Consider the following 20,587-nt stretch of genomic DNA (forward strand, 5'->3'; position numbering starts at 1 on the left):
CTATCGCGCGTAGTGGCGCTTGAGGGCGTCGAAGCCCGCCTGGAAGACGTTCTGGCCGATGCCGGCGACGAGATCGTCGGCGACCGCCTCCGCGCACTCGAACTCGGCCGACCACTCGGCGAAGGTGCGGTCCCCGTCGGTGACGGGGGTGAGGCGCAGCGTCGCCACATAGTCGGTGAGCGGCATCGGGCTTTCGAGGATCGCGTAGGTGCAGAAGAGGTCGTAGTCGGAGAGGCCGAGGAGCTTCTCCCGGATCCGGTCGCCATTCTGGAGGCGGAAGTCGCGCACCGCGCCGATCTTGTCGGAGGGCTCGGCATTCTCGATCCGGCTCTCGCGGATGCGCGGGTGCCAGCGCGGCAGGGCGTTGAAGTCGCGCACGCGCTCCCAGACGGAGGCGGCGGGCGCGTTGATGACGCTCGAGACGTAGACGCGCGGCATCTATTCGCCCTTCCCGCCGCCGGACTTCGCGCCGCCATCGCCGCCCGATTTGCCGCCACCGCCCTCACCGCCGCCCCCGCCGGAGCCGCGCGCATCCTTGGCGATGCGCTGCATGTCGCTCGCCTCGCGGATGAGGCCGCCCATCTTGGAGAGGTTGCCGCCCTCGATGCCGAGATCGGCGAGGAGATTGTCGATGAGCGGGGCCTGCACGCGGTAGCGCAGCGCCGAGTTGATGACCTCGTCGGTTGCCGAGCGGTGTGTGCCGTCCCCGTTCGCGTAGCCGCCCCCGTTCGCCCCGTCGAGCTGGACGATGCGGATGTCGGAGATGCGCTCCATCGGCTTCACCGAGGCCGCGACGATGCCCTCGATCCGCTCCAGCAGGCGGCGGCGGAAGAGCGAGGCGCGCGAGCCGTCGCTGAGCACGTTCTCGGCCTCGTTGATGAGCTTCTGCGCCTCGGCCTCGACGGCGCTGCGGACCTTCTCGGCGTCGGCGGCGAAGCGCGCCTCCTCGGCCGCCTTCTCGGCCATCAGCACGTCGATCGTCTTGCGGCGCTGCGCCTCCTCGGTCTCGCGCACGGTCTTGACGCGTTCCTCCGCCTCGGCGGCGCGGGCGCGGGCGGTGTCGGCCTCGATGCGCGCGGCCGTCTCCTCCAGCGATTTCGCGTAGAGGGAGATCGCCTTCTCCATCGCGGCGAGCTCCACCTCGCGCTCGCGCGCGATCTCGCGGCGGCGCCGCTCGCTCTCGTGGCCGATGCGCGCCTCGTCGAGGCCGCGCTCGGAGGCGATGCGGGCGCGCTCGATCTCCTCGGTGGAGGCGATCTCCGCCTCGCGCAGCGCCTGCATCCGCGCGATCTCGAGCTGCTCGGTCGCGCGGCGCCGTTCGAGTTTCGCGGCGTCAAGCACGCGCTCGCGCTCCACGTCCGACTTCGCGACGTCGCGGCCCGCCTCGATCTCGGCCCGGCGCACCTTCGCCTCGGCCCCGACGCGCTCGGCCTTCTTCGCGGCGAGCTCGATGACGCGCGCCTCCTCGCTCTCCTCGACGACGCGCTTGCGGTCGATGTCGGAGACCTCGCGCTCCTGCTGGGAGGCGATGCGCTCGATCTCGAGGCCGAGCTCCAATTCGATGCGCTGGCGCTCGGTGGCGTCGCGCCGCCGGAGGTCGGCCGATTCCACGGCGCCTTCGCGCGAAATCTCCCGCTCGCGCGAATCCTGCTCGGCGGCGATGCGCTCGGCGCGCAGGATCTTGTCCTGCGCGATGCGCGCGGTCTCGATCGCCTCGTCGGCCTTGATCTGCGCCTCGTCGAGCATCTGGTTGCGCAGGATCTCCAGCGCGCGGACCGTCTCGTCGCGCCGGACGCGGTCGCGCGAGGTCTCGATCTCCTTCTCGATCGAGACCTGGTCGACGATGCGGCGCGAGCTGATCTCGGCCGACGCGATCGCCTCGTTGCGCTCGATCTCGCGCGAGCGGGTCTCCGCCTCGGCGGTGATGCGCTCGGCATCGACCGTGCGCTCGCGGCCGATGCGGGCGACTTCGGTTCGCTCGCCCGACTGCGTCTCCTGGAGGACCACCGCCTCGCGCGCCTCGATGCGCTCCTCGTCGAGCTTGCGCTCGATCGCGATGCGGCGCGCCTCGACGGTCTCGCGGGCGAGGATGTCGGCCTCGTCGACGGCGCGGCCCTTCGCGATCTCGCGCTCGCGTACGTCCTGCTCGTAGGCGATGCGGTCGGCCGCGACCGCCTTCTCGCGCGCGATGCGGGCCGCCTCGATCGCCTGGGCGGCGGCGATGTCAGCCTCCTCCAGCGCGCGCTGGCGCTCGATCTCGAGCTCGCGCACGCGGCGGTCGGTGGCGATGCGCTCCTCGCTGGTGCCGGCGGCCTCGGCGATGCGCATCTTCTCGATCGCCTCGCGCGCCATGATCTCGGCCTCGTTGACGGCGCGGTCCTGGTCGATCCGCGCCCTCTCGATCGCCTCGCGGGCGGCGATCTCGGCCGCCTCCAGCGTGCGCTGGCGGGCGATCTCGCGGGCGCGGGTGTGCTCCTCGTTGGCGATGCGCGTCTCAGCGACGGCGCGCTCCTGCTCGATGCGCGCCCGGTCGGTCGCCTCGCGCGCGGCGATTTCGGTCTCCTCGATGAGGCGGCGGCGGGCGATCTCGCGCGCCTCGACCTCCTGCTCGTTCTGGATGCGCGCCTCGGCGACCGCACGCTCCTGCTCGATGCGGGCGGTGTCGATGTCGCGCCGGGAGGCGATCTCGGCCGATTCCACCGCGCGCTGGCGGTCGATCTCGCGCTGGCGCACTTCGCGCTCGGACTGGATGCGGACCTCGGCGATGGACTGCTCGTTGGCGATGCGGGCGAGCTCGATCGATTCACGCGCGGTGATCTGGGCGCGCTCGGCCTCGGTCTCACGCTCGGCGCGCTCGCGGGCGATCTCGGCGCGCTGCTGGGCGCGGCGGAATTCGAGCTCGCGCTCCTGCTCCAGGCGGGCATGCTCGGAATCGCGCTCGATGTTCAGCGCTTCCTTCTCCGCCTCGAGATTGCGGGCGCGGATGCGGATCATCGAATCCTGCTCGATCTCGTTGCGCAGCGTCCGGCGCGCCTCGATCTCGCGGATCAGCTCGGTGAGGCCCTCCGCGTCGAAGCGGTTGGAGGGGTTGAAATATTCGAGCGCGGTCTGGTCGATGTCCTTTATAGCGACGGTCTCGAGCTCGAGGCCGTTCTGCTCCAGCGCCTCCTGGGCGAGTTCCTTGACGCGCGCCACATAGCGGCCGCGCTGCTCGTGGATGTCGCCCATCCCCATCTCGGCGGCGGCGATGCGCAGCGCCGATTCGAACTTGCCGGCGAGGAGCGGCTGGAGGCGGTCGGGGTCCGTGGTGCGGCGGCCGAGCGTGGAAGCGGCGCGGGAGACGGCGTCGCGGCTCGGGCGCACACGGACATAGAACTCCGCCTCCACGTCGACCCGCATCCGGTCCTTGGTGATGATCGCGTTCTCGCGCCCGCGCACGACCTCCAGCGGGAGGGTGTGCATCGCGACCGGCGTGATGTCGTGGATGATCGGCCAGACGAAGGCGCCGCCGTCGATGACGACCTTTTCGCCGAGGAAGCCGGTTCGCACGAACGCCGCCTCCTTCGTGGAGCGGCGATAGAGCCAGTTCATCACCCAGTAGATGACGAAGATGACGATGACGGCCAGGATCAGCCAAAGGATGAGCCCGCCAATAAGTTCACCAGTCATGAGCGCACACTCCCCTTTTTATTCTTCGCACCTGAACCAATTTCGCGTCGCCGCGCATTGCAGTCCGTCTTTTTTCTGGTCGTCCGGTGTCGTGGCGGCGTCGCCGCCGCGTCTAGATCGCCTTGAAGGCGCGGGTCTGCTCGGTGAGGGCGAGCTCGGTCGGGAGCCGCTCCATCGAGGACGCGCCGTAGAAGCCGTGGCAGTTCTTCGTGTTCTTCAGGATGATCGCGGCATCGTCCGGCATCGAGACCGGGCCGCCATGGACGAGGACGATGATTTCCGGATTGACCGCGAGGGCGGCGGCCGCCCAGCGATCCACCATCGCGGGGCAGTCCTCGAGCTTCAGCGCCGTCTTCGCGCCTATCGAGCCGCCGGTGGTGAGGCCGAGATGGGTGACGATGATGTCGGCCCCCGCCTTCGCCATCGCCTCCGCGTCCGCCTCGCAGAAGACGTAAGGGGTGGTAAGAAGCTCCTTCTCGCGCGCGGTCGCGATCATCTCGACCTCGAGCCCGTACCCCATCCCCGTCTCCTCGAGGTTCGCGCGGAAGACGCCGTCGATGAGGCCGACGGTCGGGAAATTCTGCACGCCTGCGAAGCCCGTCCGTTTCACCTCGTCGAGGAAGACGTTCATGTCGCGGAAGGGGTCAGTGCCGTTGACGCCGGCGAGAACCGGGGTGTGCTTGACGACCGGGAGCACCTCGCGCGCCATGTCCATGACGATGGCGTTGGCGTCGCCATAGGCGAGAAGGCCGGCGAGCGAGCCGCGCCCGGCCATGCGGAAGCGGCCCGAATTGTAGATGACGATGAGATCGATCCCGCCCGCCTCCTCGCACTTGGCCGACAGGCCCGTGCCCGCGCCGCCGCCGACGATCGGCTCGCCGCGCGCCTTCATGTCCTGGAATTTCGCGATGAGGCTCGTGCGGTCCATGTCTCTAGCCTGCCTTGCGGCGGACCTGTCGCCCGCCGGTGAGGGTTCGGAAGGCCTCCACCAGGGCGGCGGCGAAGGCAGGGTCGTTGACGTTGTGCGGCAGGCGGACGAGCTGGCGCGTCTGGCTCTGGCGCACGGTGCGGGTGAGCGCGTCGAAGAGCGCGGCGTCGGCCTCGGGGTCTTGGAAGGGCTGGCCCGGCCGGTCGAGCGCGGAGACGCCGCCTTCGGGCAGGAAGAAGCGGACCGGCCCGTCCATCCGGTTCAGCCGCTCGCCGATCCACACGCCCATCCGCGCGTTCTCCTCCGGCGTCGTGCGCATCAGGGTGATCTGCGGGTTGTGGTGGTAGAGGCGGCGGCCGCGATAGCGCTCCGGCACCGTCTCGGGCGCGGCGAAATTCACCATGTCGAGCGCGCCGACGGAGCCCACATAGGGGAGCTTCGTGCGGATGATCGCGCCGAACCGGTCCTCGGTCGCGGGGAAGATCCCGCCCATCATCATGTCGCACACCTCGGTGGTGGTGACGTCGATGACGCCGCGGATGATGCCCTGGTCGACGAGGGCCTCCATCGCCTGCCCGCCGATGCCGGTCGCGTGGAAGACGAGGCAGTCATAGTCGCCCTTCAGCGCGGCGCTGACCTGCTGGACGCAGGGCGTCGTCACGCCGAACATCGTGATCCCGATCGCGGGAAGTGGCGCGGGTGAGACCGCGTCGGACCCCTCCACCATCCCGGCGAGCGCGTTCGCGGCGTTGGCGAGCACCTTGCGCGTGATGGTGTTGAGGCCCTGGATGTCGGCGATCGCGGGCATGATCGTGATGTCGGACGCGCCGACATATTGGCGCACATTGCCGGACGCGACGGTCGAGACGATGAGCTTCGGGATGCCGATCGGGAGGCGCCGCATCGCGGGGGCGACCATCGCCGTCCCGCCCGAGCCGCCGGCCGCGATGATGCCGGCGATCCCGCCCTGGCGCTCGATCCACCGCTCGAAGGCGACCGTCATCCCGGCGACCGACTCGCCCCTGTCACGGGTGAAGACGGCGGAGGCGCCGCGCGGGTGGAAGGCGGCGATCTGGTGGGCCGGGATCTCCGCGCCCGAATGCGCCCCGCTCGTGGAGAGGTCCGCGATGCGCACGGCGAGGCCGTGGCTGCGGATGATGTCGCGGATATAGCGCAGCTCCGCGCCCTTTGTGTCGAGGGTGCCGGCGACGATGACGATGCGCTCGGTCGGGCCCGCGAGCGGGCGCAGCGCCGTCTCCACCGAGGCGCCGCGCGCGGGCGATACGGTGCGCGCCTGCTGCTCGAGGAGGCGGACCGGGACCGGGCGCGACCAGCGGGTCGGCGTCTCGGGGTTCGAGATGTAGATCTTCTGCGGCCCCGTCGGGGCGGGCGGCGCGGCGCCCTCGCCCGCGGCGGCGGCCTCCGGGGCCGGGGTGTCGTCGTGGGCGTGGCGGCCGACGCCGAGGAGGCGCTGCTGGAGGTCGCGGTCGCCGGAAAGCTGCGCCGCGTCGAGGATGCGGTCGATCCGGCCATTGACCATGATCGCGACGTTCGGCGCGACCGCCGTCGCGACGCCGATATTCTGCTCGATGACGAGGACGTGCTGCCCCTCCTCGCCGAGGCGGACGAGCATCTCCTCCACCTGCGCGACGATGACGGGGGCGAGGCCCTCGGTCGGCTCGTCCATCACCAGGAGCTTCGGGTTGAGGAGGAGCGCGCGGCTGATCGCGAGCATCTGCTGCTCGCCGCCCGAGAGCTGGCCGCCGCCATTCTGCTTGCGCTCGGCAAGGCGCGGGAAGGTCGAATAGATGCGGTCGATGGACCAGGGGCCGCTACCGCTCCCGGCGACGAGGCGCAGGTGTTCGTCGACCGTCAGCGAGCGCCACAGGCGGCGGCCCTGCGGCACGTAGCCGACCCCCATGCGCGCGATCTCGGTGGAGGACTTGCCGCGGATCTCCTCGCCGTTGAAGCGGATGGAGCCGGAGGACGGCACGATCCCCATGATCGCCTTGCAGAGCGTCGTCTTGCCCATGCCGTTGCGGCCGACGACGGAGAGGACGCCGGAGCCGAGCGTGAGGTCGACGCCCTGGAGGGCGTGCGAGGCGCCGTAATAGACGTTGAGGCCCCGCACATCGAGGATGGGGGGCGCGATGACGCGATCAGTGGCCGCCATGGCCGCCCCCGAGATAGAGCTCCTGGACCTCCGGGTCCTCTTCGATCTCGCGCGGGGCGCCCTCTTTGAAGATGCGGCCGTTGTGCATCATCGTCACGCGCTCGGCGACGCGCAGGGCGACGTCCATGTCGTGCTCGATGATCATGTAGCCGATGTGGGTCGGAAGCCCCGTCAGGATCTCGATCAGCTCCCGCCGCTCCGTCGGCGAGAGGCCCGCCGCCGGCTCGTCGAACAGGATGAAGCGGGGCGCGCCCGCGAGCGCCAGCGCGATCTCGAGCTGGCGCTGCTGGCCGTAGGAGAGGTTCGCGACCTCGGTGTCGCGCACCGGCGTCAGGTGCACCGCCTCCACGAGGTCATGCGCCGACTGGAGAAGCGCGTCGCCCCGGCGCGGCCGGATGAAGGAGAAGCGCCCGCGCGAGACGCCCCGGCAGGCGAGATAGACGTTGTCGATGACGGAGAGGTGCGTGAAGAGGAGCGAGATCTGGTAGGTGCGCCTGAGGCCACGCCGGATCCGCTCATAGGGCGGGAAGCCCGTCACGTCCTCGCCGAAGAGGCGGATCGTGCCCGTCGTCGGCGCGAAATCGCCCGTGATGCAGTTGAAGAGCGTCGTCTTGCCCGCCCCGTTTGAGCCGAGCACGGCGCGCCGCTCGCCGGGGCGCACGGTCATCGACACGTCCGTGAGGGCGGCGAGCGCGCCGAAGAGCCGGGAGACGCCGCGCAGTTCGAGCGCGTTCGCCGTCCCGGTCGCGGAGAGGCGGCTCGCGACGGTCTCAGCCATCGCGCGTCTCCCCCGTGACCGGATCGCGGCGCGCGCGCTCGCGATAGCGCTTCCAGAGGCCGAGGAGCCCGTCGGAGGAGAAGAAGACCACGACGAGGAAGCCGATCCCGATGAGGAGCTGGAAGCGCTCCCCCGCGAGGCCCACCGCGACCAGCACGTCGAGCGCGAAGGTGCGCAGGAGCACGTAGAGGAGCGCGCCGAGGAAGGGGCCGATCGGGTGGGCGAGCCCGCCGACGACCGCGATGATCAGGATGTCGATCGCCGGGCCGACCGCGATGGTGCCCGGTGAGACCTGCCCGTTCAGCCAGACGAGGAGCACCCCGGCGATGCCGGCGATGAGGCTCGCGAAGGCGTAGGCGGCGATGCGGTGTGCGGTGACGTTGAAGCCGAGCGCCGCCATGCGCCGCGCATTGTCCCGCACGCCCTGGAGGGCGAGCCCGAACGGGGCGCGCGAGACGTAGACGACGGCGAAATAGGCGATCACCGCCCAGAAGAGGGTGAGGTAGTAGAACGGCACGGGACGGCGCCAGTCGATGCCCCAGAACTGGGGCGCGGTGACCTGGTTGAGGCCGGAGAAGCCGTTGAAGAGGGTGTAGTTCTGCCGCACGAGGTAGAACATCGCCGCCGCGATCGCGAGGGTGATCATGATCGTGTAGATCCCCTCGGTCCGCACCGCGAGCGCGCCCGAGAGCGTCCCGAACACCACCGCGACGAGGACCGCCATCGGGGCGGCTACCCACCACGGCCAGCCGAGGCTGATCGTGTCGATCGCGCTGGTGCCGAAGATCGCCACCATGTAGGCGGCAACGCCCGCGACCGTCATCTGCACGAGGCTCACCATGTTCCCGTAGCCGGCGAGGAACATCAGCGAGAGCGAGATCATCCCGAGGATGAGCGACCAGGAGAAGATCTGGCGCAGCACGAAATCCCCGGTGAACACCGGCAGGATCAGGAGGATCACGCCGAGGACATAATATTTCACCGGGACGCGCGAGACGTCCCACCAGCGGACCTCGCGCGGAGCGGCCTCGTCGAGCACGGCCATCTCAGCGCCTCACCGCGATGAGGCCCTGCGGGCGGAAGGCGAGGACGACCACCATGATGAGGAAGGTGAGGACGACGGCGTAGGTCGGCGCGTAGACGGAGCCGAACTGCTCGGCAAGGCCGATGAGGAGCGCGCCGAGCGCGGCGCCGGGGATCGAGCCCATGCCGCCGACGATGACCACCACCAGCGAGGCGAGAAGGAAGCGAATGTCCTCCCCCGGCGCCATCGACTGGAAGGTCCCGCCGATGACCCCGGCGACGCCCGCGAGCCCCGCCCCGAAGGCGAAGACGAGGACGAAGACGCGCTGGATCCGCACCCCGGTCGCCGACAGCATGTCCCGGTCGTCCACCCCGGCGCGCACCAGCATCCCGATCCGTGTCCGGTTGAGGACGAGCCACATGCCGATCCCGATCGCGATCGCGGCGACGAGGATGACGAGGCGCACCACCGGATAGGTGAGGTAGATATATTCGTTGGAGCGGCGCGAGATGCCGGTGATCAGGGGCAGTTCGATCGGCCCGGTCAGCCATTCGGGCGTGAGGATCTGGTAGAAGTCGCCGCCCCAGATCCACAGCATCAGGTCGGCGATGACGATGGAGATGCCGATCGTCACCAGCGTCTGCTTGAGGTCCTGCCCCTCCATCCGGCGGAAGACGACGACCTGCAGCGCGACCCCGATCAGCCCGACGACGACGAAGGCGACCACGAAGGACAGGAGCCACCACCCCGTCGCGTCCGCCACCTCGTAGCCGAGATAGCCGCCGAGCATGTAGAGCGAGCCGTGCGCGAGGTTGACGTTCTTCATCAACCCGAAGATGAGCGTGAAGCCGGACGCCACCAGAAAGTATAATGCCCCGAGGGTGATGCCGTTGAAGAGCGCATTCAGAAAGATCTTCTTGCGCCCGATCACGTCCTCGAGCCCTTCGGGCCATGGCGCGAAGATGGCCCAAAGCAACACCGCCACCGCGAGAACGATGACAGCAGCCCAAAACGGGTGTCGCTCGGCGTAACGAACCATCCTGGCCCCTGGGATATCGACGTCCGTCGAGAACAAGTCGCGACAGACCCGCAACGATATCGGGCCGCCCGTGGAAGGGCGTACCCGAAAGTCTCGTCTTTTGCCGGCCGCTCTCCGGTCAGGCGGTGACCATCGACACGCGGCGATAATCCGTCGGCGAGATGCCGATATTGTTGGAGAAGAAGCGCGTGAAGCTCGCCTGGCTCGCGAAGCCGAGATCGAGACCGATGGCGGTCACCGGATCGTCGCTGTGCGTCAGGCGGTCGATCGAGCGCTCGAGCCGCAGCGTGTTGAGATACATGTTGGGCGTGAGGCCGATATTCTGCCGGAACAGCTTGTAGAAATGCGGCCGTGACAGCCCCGAATCGCGCGCGATGCGGTCGAGCACGCACGCATCCGTCACCCGCTCGTTCATGAGGCGGATGGCGTTGCGGATCCGAAAATCGCTCATGCGCGGCCAGATCGGCGGCGCGCGCTTGCCGATCGCCCAGGTGTGCTCGAACGCCGTCTCGGTCAGCTCCTGGATGGTGCCGAGAAGGCGCGAGGTCGCCTCCCCCTCGGACAGCCCCTCGGCGGCGCGCGAGAGCAGACCGGCAAGATCCGGCGTCATCTCGATCGACGGCGCGCCGAAGCGCATCATCACGTGGCCGATCTGGCTCGAGGCCTCCATGAACCAGCGCGGCGCGATGTAGAGCGTGAGAAAGACCGCGCCCTGGCCGAAATCGCTCGGCCGGAAATCATGGGGTTGCCACGGGCTCACCGCCACCGCGTGATGGCGATCGACCCGGTATTCCTTGCCGTCCACACCCACAGCAGCCGGCGCGCCGTCGATCAGGAAGATCAGATGACCCTCCCGATGCGCGTGCGGCGCAAGCGGTCTGTTGAGGCGATAGAGCGACGCGCGGCCGAATCTTCCATGGAAGACGGCAACTGCCGTGCTCATTCCCTTCCTCCCGAACGCATTGGAGCCTTTGGCTCTCTTTGTCCGGAATAAGGCCATCACCGCGGGGTTGTGTCAAAACGTACATCGCACGAAGGTGGCGAACTTCAACGACGCGTTGCGAGGCGGGGCCGCCGGACGGCGCGCCCGCAACTTTGGCTATCGCGCCTCGGTGAGCGCCTCGGGCACACAGGCCGCCGCCGCCCCGCCCAGCGAATAGAGCGTCATCGGCTCGGACCGGCCGCGGATCGCGACCGTGCCCTGTTCGGTCCACTCGGCCACCGCGACCCCGGCCTCCCTCAGCACCGGCTCCGTCGCGACGATGTCGGCTTTCAGCGTCCGGCTCATCTCCTCGACGCGCGCGGCGACGTTCACCGTGTCGCCGACGACGGTGAACTCCAGCCGCTCATCGTCCCCCACCGCGCCGACGAAGGCCTCGCCGGCGTGGATGCCGACACCGACGCGCAGCGGCGGCTCGTTCGCGGCGATCATCTCCTTCGACCAGTCCGCCATGCGGGCGCAGATGTCCCGCGCGCAGGCGATCGCGAGCGCGGCGTCGGTCGGCTGCGGGCTCGGCACGCCGAAGACGATCATCGCCCCGTCCCCCACGAACTTGTCGATGATGCCGTCGAGACGCTCGGACGCGCGGCGCAGCTCCGCCCGGTAGCGCGCGAGGAAGGCGCTGACGGCCTCGGGTGCCATCGCCTCCGTGCGGCGGGTGAAGTCGCGGATGTCGACGAAGAGGATCACCACGTGCTGGCGCCGCCCGCGCCGCACCTCCCCGGAATCGCGGCTCTCGATGATGGAGGCGACCTTCGGCGGCAGGAATTTGGTGAGCGAGCGCCGCCGCCGCCCCTGCTCGATCGCCATGTGGAGGAGGCGGCGGGTGCGCGAGGAGGCGAGCGCGATCACCGAGCAGGCGACGATGAGCATCGCGAGGCGCATCTCGTTCGCCGTGTGCGAGAACATGCCCTGGATCGAGCGCACCAGGGAGGCGTCGGTGTCCTGCGTCAGCGTCGGCGCGCCCGCCCAGATGATGCCGAGGATGAGGAGCACCGCCGTCAGCACCTGGAGGCGCACCGAGTAGCGCATCGCCCCGAAGGCGATGATGACGGGGATCAGCCACGCCGTCGGCAGCGCCGCGACATAGCCGGTCGTCAGGTGCGTGTTCTTGAGGGCGAGGTGGAGGCTGATCGCGACGAAGGCGGTGTCGAACAGCACGAAGACATAGGCGTACCAGCGCCGGAAGCGGCTCGGCTCGGACAGGAAATGGGAGAGCGCGCCGATCAGCGCGTAGCAGCCGAGCGTCACCCAGGCAAAGACGAGCTGTGGGGAGGCCAGGATCTCCCACGTCTGCGCCCGCCCGACGACGGCGAAATAGAGGATGACGCCGAGCGACACGGCGACGAGGATGCGGCACAGGGCAATGAGGTGCTCGGCGCGACGCTCCGCTTCGCAGATCAGCCCCTCGAGCTCTCCGTCCAATGCGCCCCTCCAAGACACGGCCTGACGCCACACGGCCTTCACTCCCTATGCACCCCTGCGCCGCGAAGCTCCAGCGCGGCCCCTCAGGGCCGGTGCGTCAGCGTCCGGCTCACGGCGTCCTCCCAGGCGGCGATCAGCCGGGCCCGCTCCTCGGCCGGCATCTGCGGCTCGAACCGGCGATCGCGTGCCCACCCTTGCGCAAAACCCGCCTGGTCGGGCCAAACCCCGGCGGCCGATCCCGCGAGCCAGGCCGCCCCGAGCGCGGTCGTCTCGCCGATCACGGGCCGGTCGACGGGGGCGGCGAGGATGTCGGAGAGGCGCTGCATCGCCCAATCGGAGGCGACCATGCCGCCATCGACGCGCAGCACCGTCCCCTCCCCCTCGCCCGTGCCCCAGTCGCCCCGCATCGCCTCCAGGAGATCGTGGGTCTGGAGCGCGACACTCTCCAGCGCCGCCTTCGCGAGTTCGGCAGGGCCGGTGTTGCGCGTGATGCCGAAGATCGCCCCACGCGCCTCCGCGTCCCAATGGGGCGCGCCGAGGCCGACGAAGGCCGGCACCAGCATCACCATCTGGTGCGGGTCGGCGTTGGCTGCGAGCGTGCCCGACTGGGCCGCGTTCTCGATGATGCCGAGCCCGTCGCGCAGCCACTGCACCGCCGCGCCGGCGACGAAGATCGCCCCCTCGATCGCGTAGGTGGTCTTGCCGCCGAGCCGGTAGGCGATGGTGGTGAGGAGGCGGTTCTTGGAGGTGACGCGCGCGCTCCCGGTGTTGAGGAGCGCGAAGCAGCCCGTGCCGTAGGTGGACTTCACCATCCCCGGCTCGAAGCAGGCGTTGCCGATCACCGCCGCCTGCTGGTCGCCCGCGACGCCGCGCACGGGGATCGCCGCGCCGAAAAGGGCGGGATCGGTCGTGCCGAAATCATCGGCATTGTCCTTCACCTCGGCGAGCATGGCGCGCGGCACGCCGAGCATCTTCATGAGATCCTCGTCCCACGCGCAGCGGCCGATATCGTAGAGGAGCGTGCGCGAGGCGTTGGTCACGTCCGTCGCGAAGGCGCCGGTGAGGCGCGCGATCAGGAAGGTGTCGATCGTCCCGAAGACGACCTTCCCCGCCTCCGCCTTCGCCCGCAGCCCCTCCACATTGTCGAGGAGCCAAGCGAGCTTGGTGCCGGAAAAATAGGGATCGAGGAGGAGGCCGGTCTTCTCCGTGACCATCGCCTCCAGCCCCTCGGCCTTCAGCGCGGCGCAGCGCTCGGCCGTGCGCCGGTCCTGCCAGACGATGGCGCGGTGGGCGGGCTCAAGCGTCTCCCGGTCCCACACGGCGACGGTCTCGCGCTGGTTGGTGATGCCTATGGCGGCGATCGCGCTCGCCTCGAGCCGCGCCTCGGCGAGGGCGTCCTTCACCGTGCTGACGGTCGTCGCCCAGATCTCGTCGAGATCGTGCTCGACCCAGCCCGAGCGCGGGAAATATTGCTTAAACTCGCTCTGCCCGACGCCGATAATGCGGCGCTCGCCGTCGAAGACGATGGCTCTGGTGGAGGTGGTGCCCTGGTCGATGGCGAGGATCGGAGCGGTCATCAGCGCTTCTTCTTTTGTCCCGTCGAGAGACGCAGAAGCTCAACCCGAAGACGGTCCCTGTCAAACAGCGATCGGGCCGGACTGCCGCCTATTGCGGCAACTGCACCGATTTCAGGAAGGCCATCAGCGCCGCGATCTCGTCCGGCTCGTACACATATTGCGGCATTTCCACGGTCGGGTGGTTGACCATGATGCCCTCGGCGAGCGCCTCCTCCAGGAACTCGACCGGGTAGTTCTCGGACAGCGTCGGGAACGGCGGCGCGACCTCGACGGGGCTTCGCGCATCGCCCGAAATCGTATGGCAGGGGCCGCAATCGCGCGCGGCGATGACCTCGCCCGCATGGACCTGCGCCGCGTCGTCGGCGGGGGCCGGGTCGTTGCCGGCGAGCATGATGGGGGCGGCCCCGCCCGCGTCGCTCCTCTGCTCGGGCTTCAGCGATTCGATGTAGGCGGCGATCGCGCGGATGTCGGAGCGGGTGAGCGGGAAGTTCGGCATCACCGGGTGCGGCTGGAGGAGCGCGTAGGCGACGAGCCCCTCGTCGAAGCCCGGCATCACCGCAAGCTCGGCGAAGGCGGGCGCGTCGGCGAGCGCCTCGGCCTGCGTGTCGTCGCCGATGGCGTGGCACGCGCTGCACCAGGTGCGCGCGATCTCGAGCCCTTTCGCGATCGCCGGGTCCGCGGCCTTCGCGCCCACCGGAAGCGCGAGCGCCAGAGCCACGATCGCAACGCCCGTTCCGTTCAAGCCTGCCGACATCGCACCCTCACGCGTTGCAACATTCTGAGCGTTTGGTCGCACCTTTGGTGCGAATTCGCATTGATGAGAATCAAACAAGTTCAAATGCACGCCGGCTAATGCGCTGAAAAGGTGCGTTTTTCCAACGAGTTGATGCGTTCGCGACTTGTCGCGCGGCAACGCCGTTCACGCCTCATCACAAGAATGTGGGCCGAGGCCTATTGGACCGACCGCAATTCCCCGGACAATTGTGCACGAAGGCGCAGGATCGCGCCGAAAGTGGAGGATCGCACCGATGCAGCAAAGAACTCCCCAACCGCGCAAGACCGCGAAAGACTTCCCGCAGGAGCTCCTGGACCTCTACGATTATTACGCGCACGGGCGCCTTTCGAAGCGCGAGTTCCTCGACCGCGCGTCGAAATTCGCCGTGGGCGGCGTGACGGCGATGATGCTTCTGCGCCAGCTTTCGCCGAACTACGCGCTTGCGCAGCAGGTGGCGGAGGACGATCCGGACATCGAGACGAGCTGGATCACCTACCCCTCGCCGAACGGGCACGGCGAGATGAAGGCCTACATGGTGCGCCCGAAGGACTTCGCGGCCCCCGGCCCGGCCGTCCTCGTGATCCACGAGAATCGCGGCCTCAACCCCTATATCTCGGACGTCGCGCGGCGCCTCGCGAAGGCCGGCTTCCTCGCGATGGCGCCCGACGGCCTCACCCCCGCCGGTGGCTATCCGGGCACCGACGACGAAGGCCGCGCGATGCAGGCAGAGCTCGACACCACCAAGCTGATGAACGACTTCTTCGCCGCCTTCGAATATCTCGACGGGCTCGACGAGACGACGAAGGTCGGCGCGGTCGGCTTCTGCTATGGCGGCGGCGTGGTGAACGCGATCGCCGTCGCCTATCCCGAGCTCGGCGCGGGCGTGCCCTTCTATGGCCGCCAGCCGGCCGCGGAGGACGTGTCGGACATCAAGGCCCCGCTTCTCATCCAGTACGCCTCGCTCGACGAGCGCATCAATGCGGGCTGGCCGGCCTACGAGGAGGCGCTGAAGGCCGCCGGGGTCGACTACACGATGGAGATGTACGAAGGCGTCAATCACGGCTTCCACAACGACACGACCCCCCGCTACGACGCGGCGGCGGCCGAGCTCGCGGAAGAGCGGACGATTGCCTTCTTCAAGGAGCATCTGAGCTAAGCTAAGAAGGGCGCGCCCCTTTCCGCCCCTTCGCCTCGCGGCTCGCGTTCACCGGGGCCATTGCCGCGAGGCGACCAGACCAGAGTCGCCATGAGCCTCGACAGCGTGCGTGCCTTCTTCGCGGAAGAGGCTCCCGACGTGACGATCATCGAGACCGAGGAGAGCTCGGCGACCGTCGCCCTCGCGGCCGAGGCGCACGGGGTCGAACCCGGCCAGATCGCCAAGACCATCTGCCTCGGCATCGGCGAGAAGGTCGTCCTCGTCGTCGCGAGCGGCACCGCCCGTCTCGACAACAAGAAGGTCCGCGAGGCGTTCGGCGGCAAGGGCCGGATGCTGGCGCCCGAGCGCGTCGTCGAGATGACGAGCCATCCCGTCGGCGGGGTCTGCCCGTTCGGCCTCCCCGCCCCGCTCCCGATCTATTGCGACATCTCGCTGAAGCAGTTCGACGAGGTCGTCCCCGCCGCGGGCGCGACGAACGCGGCCGTGCGCATCGGCACCGACCGCCTCGCCGACATCACCCGCGCCGAGTGGGTGGACGTCTGCCAATAGGCGCGCGCCGCCTCGGCTGAGGCGGCCGCAGCGCCAGGGTCAGAGACCCGGCTCGTTCTCCAGCCGCGCGAGCGAGGCCTCGAACGCGGCGAGCGTCACCTGCATGTCGTCCTCGGTGTGGACGGCAGAGGTGAGGCCGCCCGGCCAGCCGCCGATATCGACGCCGTTGATCATGAGCGCCATGCGCAGCCGGTCGACGAGCGCGCGCGGCGAAGATTTCAGCTCGGTATAGGCGATCTCGGCCGGATCGAAGGCGGTGGGGTCGATCGCCCGCTTCTGCGGGTTGAGGAAGATGTGGAAGGAGGAGAAGGTCCCGTACACGGCCCAGGGCGTGCCCTTCGCCTTGAAGAGCGCGTTCAGCCGCTCGCGCAGCTCGGCCGCGAACGCATTCGCCCGCGCGCACGCGTCGGTGCTCCCGATGATGCCGAGCGCGGCGATGCCGGCGGCGGCCGAGACCGGGTTGGCGTTGAAGGTGCCGGGGTGCTGGATCTTCTCGAAGCCTTTCGCCTCGGCCGCCTCGAAGTCGAGGCGCTCCATGATGTCGGCCCGGCCGCCCACCGCGCCGCCCGGAAGGCCGCCGGCGATGATCTTCGCCATGGTGGTGAGGTCCGGCGTCACGCCATAGTGCGCCTGAGCGCCGCCCGGCGCGCAGCGGAAGCCGGAGATCACCTCGTCGAAGATGAGGATCACGCCGGCCGCGCGCGTCGCCTCGCGAAGGCCCTCGAGGAAGCCCGGCGCGATCGGCACGCGGCCGAAGGAGGCGCCGGTCGGCTCCACGATGAGGGCGGCGATGTCGTCGCGCTTGGCGAGCGTCTCGCGCACCGCCTCGATGTCGTTCGGCGGCAGGAGGATGACGCTCTCGGCGATCGCGTCGACGACGCCGGCCGTCGCCGACCCGTCGAAGTGGTTCGCGTAGCCCGACGTCATGTGGTCGTGCCAGCCGTGGAAGTGGGTGGCGAAGCGCACGAGCTTCGCCTTGCCGGTGAAGGCACGGGCGAGGCGCAGTGCGAGGTGCGTGGCTTCAGTACCGGACGCGGTGAAGCGCACCCGCTCCACGCTTGGCACGAGGTCCTTCACGATCTCGCCCCAGCGCACCTCGCGGCTGGTGTTGGCGGCGAACTGCGTCCCGTCGGCCACCGCATCGTGGATCGCCGCCGTCACCTGCGGATGGCAATGGCCGAGCAGCAACGCGCCGTGGCCACCGAAATAATCGACGTACTCGTTTCCATCGATGTCCCACTTCCGGCTCGCCTTCCCCTGGTCGACATAGATGCCGTAAGGGCGCAGGTGCCGGGAATCGTGGGTGATGCCGCTCGGGAAGACCTCCCGTGCGGTGGCCGACAACTCCGCCGAACGCCGAGTCCGCTCCTTGAATTCAGCGATGATCGTGGAATTTGTCTGCTCGTCGAGAGACATCTTGGAACTCCGTCGGACCGATTAGTCGAGTAGGTTGGGGATGAAGAGGACGAAGGCCGGCCAAAGCGAGACGATCACGATGACGGCGAGGTGGCTGATATAGAACGGCAACGAGGTGATGATCGCCTTCTCATACGACACCCCGGCGATTTGTGATGCCGTCATCAGCGTCATCCCCACAGGCGGCGTGATGTTGGCGACATTGAGGGTGATGATCATCACGATCGCGAAGTGCAGCGGGTCGAAGCCGAGCTGCACCATCGCCGGCACGAGGACGGGCGCGACCACCACGAGCGCCGGCAGCACGTCGAGCACGGTGCCGAGCAGGATCAGCAACAGGTTCACCAGCATGATCTGGATGATCCAGTTGTCGCTCACCGAGGTGATCATGTCGGCAGCGTCCCGCGCGATGCCGGAGCGGGTGACGAACCAGCCGAGCACGGTGGACGCCGCGAGGAGGAAGAAGACGACGCCCGAGAAGCGCACGGTCGCGATGAGGGACAGCCAGATCTTGTGCAGCGTCAGCGTGCGGTAGACGAGGAAGCCGAGGATCACCGTATACATCGCCGCGAAGGCCGAGGCCTCGGTGATGGTGGTGAAGCCGCCGAGGATGCCGCCGAGGATGATGACCGGCACGAGGAGCGCTGGGATCGTCGGCACGAAGGCCTTGGCGGCGGCGCGCAGGTTGGTGTCGCCATGGCGCGGGAATTTGTAGAGCCAGGCCATGATGCCGGAGGCGACGAGCAGCGTGAACGCCATGAGGACGCCCGGCAGGATGCCGGCCGCGAAAAGGTCGAGCACGGAGACGTTCCGCAGGATCGCGGCGTAGACGACCATCACCACGCTCGGCGGGATGATCGGGCCGATGATCGACGAGCAGGCGGTCACCGCCGCGCTGTAGGCCGGGCTGTAGCCCTCCTTCTTCATCGCCGGGATGAGGATCTTGCCGACCGCGACCGTGTCGGTGATCGCCGCGCCCGTGAGGCCGGAGAAGAACAGGCTCACCACGATGTTGACGTGGCTGAGCGCCCCGCGAATGCGGCCGAGCAGCGCGTTGTTGAAGGCGATGAGGCGCTCGGTGAGGCCGGCCTGGTTCATCAGCTCGGACGTGAAGATGAAATAGGGCACGGCCATCAGGAGATAGCCGGAGACGCCCGAGAACATGCGCTCGGAGATGATCTGCAGGAAGCGCAGCCCGCCGAGCTCCCACCCGCCGGCGAGGCCCGACATCACCATCACGAGGGCGATCGGCGTGCCGATCAGGATGAGGACGACGAAAACGGCAATGGCGGACGTCATGCGAGCGGCTCCTTGTCACCGGCCGCGAAATGCTCCGCTTCGTGCATGGGGGTCTCCGTGGAGAGGAGGTCGGCGCCGCACAGGACGTGGACGAGGAGGACGAGCCCGGTGAGCGGCACGGAGGCGACGACCCAGCGGGCGTGAATCTGGATCTGGTCCGACACCATGTAGACGTCGGTCGAGGCGAGGAAGAACGTCGTCCCGTAGTAGATCATGAGGACGGCAAAGAGGGCGACGACCCCATAATTGACGGCCTTCAGCACGCGCACGATCGGGGCGGGCATGATGCCGAGGAGCGAGGTCATCGCGATGTGCTCGCCATAGACGAAGGCGACGGTGATGCTGAGGAGCCCCACCCAGGGGATGAACAGGCGCGCGAGCGAGTAGGTCCAGCTCAGCGCATCGCCTGTGATGATCATGTAGAAGAAGCCGGCGAACGAGATCGACAGCATCGCGCAGACGAAGATGACGCAGATCGCGGAGACGATCTCGTTCAGCTTGGCGCTGATGAGAGCGCGGCTTTCGGCAAACGGCATGGGCGCACCGTGGCGGTGGTTTCCGGTCGAGGGCGAACGGGAACGGGCCGGCGCGGAGCCGGCCCGTCTCGGATCACTTGCCGTAGAGATCCATCTCTTCGGCGGTCAGATCGGCGTCGGTCTTCTGGACCTCGGCGAGCAGCTCGTCGACGAGGGCGGCATCGAGGCCGAAGTCCGTGGTGATCCACTCACGCCACGCGGGACGGGCGATCGCGGCCATCTTCTCGCGCTCGGCGGAGGGCAGGACATAGCACTCGTCGAACTCCTTGCAGGAGGCTTCCCAGCCCTCGATCGCGGCGAGGGAGGAGATGCCGTGCGCGATCTCGATCGCCTCGCGCGCGGAGGTCACGATGGCCTCCTGGTACTCTTCCGGCAGCGACTTGAACCACTTGTCGGACACGAGCCAGGACTGCGAGTTGTACACGTGGCCCGAGAGGGTCGTGTAGTCGTTCACTTCCCACAGCTTCCACGTCTTCGACACGCCCGGCGCGTTGAACTGGCCGTCGGCGAGGCCGGTGGAGAGCGCGGTGATCACCTCGCCCCAGGGCAGCGGCGTCGCGGAGGCGCCGAGCGCCTTCATGGTCGTGACGTGCGCGGGGTTCTCCTCGACGCGGATCTTGAGACCCTGGATGTCGTCGGCGGTCTTGATGAGGTGCTTGTTGTTGGTGAAGGCGACGAAGCCACCGCCGTCATCGAAGGTGCCGAGATAGCGCAGGCCCGATTCCTCGATCGCGCCGTGCATGAACTTCGCGAACCACGGCCCGTCGAAGAAGGCGTGGGCGACGCGATAGTCTGGGAAGAGGAAGGGCGCGGTGATGACCTGGTACTTCGGGAAGAAGGAGGACATCGCGCCGGAGGAGATGACGGTGGACTGGAGCAGCGCGCCGTCCTGCGCCTGCTTGCCGGTCTCGACCTCGGAGCCGAGCTGGCCACCGCCGAAGAGCTCCACCTCCACCGCGCCGTCGGTCTTCGACTCGACGAGCTGCTTGAAGTGGACGAGCGCGGGGTGGACCTCGTTCTCCATGTCTTCCGGCAGGAGGTGGGCGATCGCCATCGTGTAGTCCGCCGCCTGGCTCGCGCCCGCGCTGGACATCACGACCGCCGTCGCCATCCCGGCGGCGGTCAACAGCGACGCAAACTTCGATGATCTCACGTTGCTTCTGAGATTCGCGATCATATTCGCTCTCCTTCTGGCTCTCTCGGCAAAATCGTTTGCACGATGAGAGAATTTATTCTCGGCAAG

17 protein-coding genes are annotated in these 20,587 nt (G+C 68.6%); 2 read left to right on the forward strand and 15 right to left on the reverse strand.

The window, feature by feature from the left end:
* From DBV35_RS18910 to DBV35_RS18960, 11 genes are all read right to left on the reverse strand, one after another.
* Positions 1 to 438, reverse strand: a complete 438-nt coding sequence (locus DBV35_RS18910) for an SRPBCC family protein (RefSeq protein WP_108661839.1) — start codon at positions 436 to 438, stop codon at positions 1 to 3.
* A complete protein-coding gene (locus DBV35_RS18915; protein ID WP_108661840.1) occupies positions 439 to 3,669 on the reverse strand; it encodes a flotillin family protein in 3,231 nt (1,076 codons plus the stop codon).
* Between the two features lie 112 nt (positions 3,670 to 3,781).
* Positions 3,782 to 4,597 (reverse strand): phosphoenolpyruvate hydrolase family protein, encoded by an 816-nt coding sequence (locus DBV35_RS18920; protein WP_108661841.1) that lies wholly within the window; start codon positions 4,595 to 4,597, stop codon positions 3,782 to 3,784.
* Between the two features lie 4 nt (positions 4,598 to 4,601).
* Positions 4,602 to 6,770 carry an ABC transporter permease gene (locus DBV35_RS18925; RefSeq protein ID WP_108661842.1) on the reverse strand — a complete coding sequence of 723 codons (2,169 nt, stop codon included), beginning with the start codon at positions 6,768 to 6,770 and terminating at the stop codon, positions 4,602 to 4,604.
* Complete coding sequence (locus DBV35_RS18930) at positions 6,757 to 7,548, reverse strand: ABC transporter ATP-binding protein (RefSeq protein ID WP_108661843.1); 792 nt, start codon at positions 7,546 to 7,548, stop codon at positions 6,757 to 6,759. Before DBV35_RS18930 ends, DBV35_RS18925 begins: the two co-directional genes overlap by 14 nt.
* The gene (locus DBV35_RS18935) at positions 7,541 to 8,593 is read right to left on the reverse strand and encodes a branched-chain amino acid ABC transporter permease (protein ID WP_108661844.1); all 1,053 of its coding nucleotides are present in this window, start codon (positions 8,591 to 8,593) and stop codon (positions 7,541 to 7,543) included. The genes DBV35_RS18930 and DBV35_RS18935 overlap by 8 nt, the downstream gene beginning before the upstream one ends.
* 1 nt (position 8,594) lies before the next feature.
* Complete coding sequence (locus tag DBV35_RS18940; protein ID WP_108661845.1) at positions 8,595 to 9,611, reverse strand: branched-chain amino acid ABC transporter permease; 1,017 nt, start codon at positions 9,609 to 9,611, stop codon at positions 8,595 to 8,597.
* Between the two features lie 118 nt (positions 9,612 to 9,729).
* Positions 9,730 to 10,554, reverse strand: a complete 825-nt coding sequence (locus DBV35_RS18945) for a helix-turn-helix domain-containing protein (RefSeq protein WP_170134984.1) — start codon at positions 10,552 to 10,554, stop codon at positions 9,730 to 9,732.
* 156 nt (positions 10,555 to 10,710) lie between these two features.
* Complete coding sequence (locus DBV35_RS18950; protein ID WP_108661847.1) at positions 10,711 to 12,036, reverse strand: adenylate/guanylate cyclase domain-containing protein; 1,326 nt, start codon at positions 12,034 to 12,036, stop codon at positions 10,711 to 10,713.
* Between the two features lie 83 nt (positions 12,037 to 12,119).
* On the reverse strand, positions 12,120 to 13,613 hold the full coding sequence (gene glpK / locus DBV35_RS18955) for a glycerol kinase GlpK (RefSeq protein ID WP_108661848.1): 1,494 nt from the start codon (positions 13,611 to 13,613) through the stop codon (positions 12,120 to 12,122).
* An 88-nt stretch (positions 13,614 to 13,701) separates the two neighbouring features.
* A complete protein-coding gene (locus tag DBV35_RS18960; protein WP_157961852.1) occupies positions 13,702 to 14,367 on the reverse strand; it encodes a c-type cytochrome in 666 nt (221 codons plus the stop codon).
* Positions 14,368 to 14,641: 274 nt separating this feature from the next.
* Between DBV35_RS18960 and yghX the strand changes: the two genes are divergently transcribed.
* Positions 14,642 to 15,544, forward strand: a complete 903-nt coding sequence (gene yghX / locus DBV35_RS18965) for a YghX family hydrolase (protein WP_108661850.1) — start codon at positions 14,642 to 14,644, stop codon at positions 15,542 to 15,544.
* A 90-nt stretch (positions 15,545 to 15,634) separates the two neighbouring features.
* Positions 15,635 to 16,093, forward strand: a complete 459-nt coding sequence (locus tag DBV35_RS18970; protein ID WP_108661851.1) for a YbaK/EbsC family protein — start codon at positions 15,635 to 15,637, stop codon at positions 16,091 to 16,093.
* A 39-nt stretch (positions 16,094 to 16,132) separates the two neighbouring features.
* Here the strand turns inward: DBV35_RS18970 and DBV35_RS18975 are convergent, their stop codons facing one another.
* From DBV35_RS18975 to DBV35_RS18990, 4 genes are all read right to left on the reverse strand, one after another.
* Complete coding sequence (locus DBV35_RS18975; protein WP_108661852.1) at positions 16,133 to 17,509, reverse strand: aspartate aminotransferase family protein; 1,377 nt, start codon at positions 17,507 to 17,509, stop codon at positions 16,133 to 16,135.
* A gap of 21 nt (positions 17,510 to 17,530) precedes the next feature.
* Positions 17,531 to 18,808 (reverse strand): TRAP transporter large permease, encoded by a 1,278-nt coding sequence (locus DBV35_RS18980; RefSeq protein WP_108661853.1) that lies wholly within the window; start codon positions 18,806 to 18,808, stop codon positions 17,531 to 17,533.
* The gene (locus tag DBV35_RS18985; RefSeq protein WP_108661854.1) at positions 18,805 to 19,344 is read right to left on the reverse strand and encodes a TRAP transporter small permease; all 540 of its coding nucleotides are present in this window, start codon (positions 19,342 to 19,344) and stop codon (positions 18,805 to 18,807) included. Before DBV35_RS18985 ends, DBV35_RS18980 begins: the two co-directional genes overlap by 4 nt.
* Before the next feature lie 73 nt (positions 19,345 to 19,417).
* Positions 19,418 to 20,470 carry a DctP family TRAP transporter solute-binding subunit gene (locus tag DBV35_RS18990; protein WP_205648737.1) on the reverse strand — a complete coding sequence of 351 codons (1,053 nt, stop codon included), beginning with the start codon at positions 20,468 to 20,470 and terminating at the stop codon, positions 19,418 to 19,420.
* Positions 20,471 to 20,587: the final 117 nt, after the last annotated feature.

This window comes from Acuticoccus kandeliae (assembly GCF_003073115.1).